At 69.4% G+C, this 3,052-nt stretch carries 2 protein-coding genes; both read left to right on the top strand.

Features of this window, described 5'->3' with window-relative positions:
- Positions 1-245: 245 nt before the first annotated feature.
- Positions 246-500: an arylamine N-acetyltransferase gene (locus ACFU8Q_RS40640; RefSeq protein WP_384464996.1), complete on the top strand. Its 255-nt coding sequence runs from the start codon at positions 246-248 to the stop codon at positions 498-500.
- Positions 501-786: 286 nt separating this feature from the next.
- Entirely contained in the window at positions 787-2,991 is a 2,205-nt protein-coding gene (locus tag ACFU8Q_RS40645) for a S8 family serine peptidase (protein ID WP_384464999.1), read from the top strand.
- Positions 2,992-3,052 lie beyond the last annotated feature (61 nt).

Consider the following 3,052-nt stretch of genomic DNA (forward strand, 5'->3'; position numbering starts at 1 on the left):
CTCCGGCCGGTCGGAACGCGCCGCGAGATCTTCGGCTACGTCGATACCGACAAAGGTCCGCTGCAGTTGGCGCAGACCTGCATCGATTCCTACGGTGCAGCCGTGACGGGCAGCGCCCGGGTCGCCGGCCTCGCCCGCAGAACACGATCCGCGCCGCCCGCACTACGCCCGTGGCGGCCCGGGTCGCCTACGAGACCCTCGACAACTAACTGGGACGGCCGGCGGGCATCGGCGCAGCTGAATCCGTGGCCCGGATCCTGCGCGGGCGCGGTGGCTACTGCTGCCACCTCAACGGAGCCTTCGCCGCGCTGCTGACGGCCCTCGGCTACGACGTGACCCTGCACCGGGCCGGGGTACAGGACGAGGTCGAGGACCCCGAGGGCCCGGGCGGCGACCATCTCGCGATCACCGTGGGGCTCGACGGCGAGCGGTGGCTGGTCGACACCGGGCTCGCCGGCGGAATGCACGAGCCCCTGCCGCACCGCAACCCGCGCCCATAAGCTCACCCCCGGCCAGAAGGACGCCAACCGAGTCCTCGCCACTGGACGCGCACCGGTCGAGCACGGCTTCGCCCACCGCGCGGCGCCGGTAACCGGCCGCCCGCCTGGCACGCACCGTCCATGGCACGTCCGCCAGCGCTGCCATGTCACGGATCGCCCGGCTTCTGGTGCTTACTTCCCACGTAGATAGAAACGTGTCCGCCGACGCCTTGTTCCGCTCCGGAAGCAGGCATAGCATCCGGCGCAATCGATCTTGGAGGGGTTCGGAGTGTCGAACATAAAACGCGTGAAGCCGGCGCTGTTCGCAGCGCTGATACCGATAGTGGTGCTCGGCGTCGCCGCGCAGCCGGCGATGGGGCAGGTGCCCCTGCCACCGCCGATCAAGACCTACGAGGGAGATCCCGGCCGGCTCGGCGACGCGGCAAGTTGGCGTACCCCTGAGTTCAACCGGGATGCCGGCCTGGTGTCGATGGGAGCTGAATTCGCCTATGCTGCCGGCTACTCCGGCACCGGGATGAACATCGGCGTCGTCGACTCGGGCGTCTTCGCCGGGCATGTCCGGGAGCACGGAAGCCTGGACACGAACTACGCGGTCGGGGACCGCTACTTCTCAGTGGAGGCCCAGGGCGGCCAGACGGGCCCCACGCCGGGGTTCTACAACCCGGCGCTCAACGACAGCCACGGCACCCACGTCAGCGGGACCATCGGTGCGAGCCGCGACGGTGTCGGCGAGACGCAACCGGCCGGGCCGGATGCCAACATGCACGGCGTCGCGTTCAACAGCAACGTGTACATGGGCAACACCGGCAAGACGGACGGCGTGCTCTACGGTCTCCTGCCGGCGAACGCGACCGCCGCGCAGAGGCCGGACGACGCCTACATCGGCAATGTCTACCGGGCCGTGAACTCCGCCAAGACGGCGAACGGCGAGCCGATCAGGATCATCACCAGCAGTTGGGGCAGCCAGCCCAACACGGAAAACTACAACACGTATGACACGCCGCCCGGCAGCCCGGCGGGCTTCGGCCTGAACACGGCATGGCGCCTCTGGTCCACTCCGGACGGCGTCGTCGATGCGAACGGCAGCACCGCCCACTGGCTGAACGGTGCCATCGAGGCCGCGCGTACCGGCACGGTCATCCAGTTCACCGCCGGTAACAGCGGCTACGTGAACCCGTCGCCGCGAGGCGCCGCGCCGTACTTCATGCCCGAGTTGGAGGGCAGCTGGTACACGACGTCGGGGATCAACCCCACCCAGGGGCGCACGTTCAACCCTGACGGCTCCGTCCTGGTCCCCGGCCAGCAGACGTTCAACCAGTGCGGCGTCGCGAAGTGGTCCTGCGTGACGGCGCCGGCCAACAGCATCAACAGTACGACCGTGTCGGTCGTCAACGGCGTGCCCGAGCCCCGTTACGGCAGTTCGTCGGGGACGTCGATGGCCGGCCCGCACTCGGCGGCCGCACTGTCGTTGATCATGGAGCGCTTCCCGTACATGACCAACGAGCAGGCGCTCTACACGATGTTCACCACCGGCCGGCAGAACAACACGATCAGTGACGCGGCGGGCAACGCCGTGCTGAACCCCACGCGCGGCCAGATCGTGCAGGTGCCGGACAGCCGCAACGGCTGGGGCACGGTCAGCCTGCGGGAGGCCATGAACGGCCCGGGCCAGTTCCTGGGGCCGTTCGTCGCCGACACGCAGGGGCGCGACGACGTGTGGTCGAACGACATCTCGGACGTCGCGATCCGGGCCCGCCAGCAGGAGGACGCCACCGAGGCGGCCGCCTGGGCGGAGACCAAGGCCGCCAAGGGCTGGACCAAGGGCCTGCCGGCCGACGCGAGCGACGCCGACAAGTCGGACTACGCCATCGGGGTCCGCGGTGAGCAGGCCCGCAAGGCCCGCGCCTACGAGGGCAGCCTCACGAAGCGTGGCGACGGCACCCTGTTCCTCACCGGCAGCGACACCTGGCACGGGGCGAGCACCGTCCTCGACGGCAAACTCTCGGTCGTCGGCTCGCACGCGAGCGCTATCGACGTGCGCGGCGGAACGCTCGGCGGCAGCGGCACCGTGGGTGACAGCATCAACGTCAACCGCGGCGTGCTGCGGCCCGGTCTCACGGCCGACGAGGCCGCGCAGATCACCGGCGCTTCCGGCACCGCAGGCAATGTCCTGAACGTCGGCGGGAACGCGACCATCGGCAAGCAGGGGCGCGTTGCCGTCACGATCTCCGGCGACCGGGACTACACGAGCGTCCGCGCGGCGGGGAACCTGGTGCTGGACGGTGAGCTGGACCTGGACGTGCGGGGCAAGCTGACTCCGGGCACCGTGTTCACGATCATGAGCGGTAGCTCGATCGAGGGCGCCTTCCACGCGCTGCCGGAGAACCGGGCCCTGAATGTGGGCGGTCACCTGTTCCGGGTGTCCTACAAGAACAACAGCGTGACGCTGACCGTCATGCACGCGGTGCCGAACACGGGAAGCAAGCCGTGACCCGTTGACTTGACCCGGCTTGACCACGGTCGAGCCGTGGTCAAGGGGCAGAAAGGAAGGG

Source organism: Streptomyces sp. NPDC057543 (assembly GCF_042801895.1).
In the GTDB taxonomy this organism is placed as follows: Bacteria; Actinomycetota; Actinomycetes; order Streptomycetales; family Streptomycetaceae; genus Streptomyces.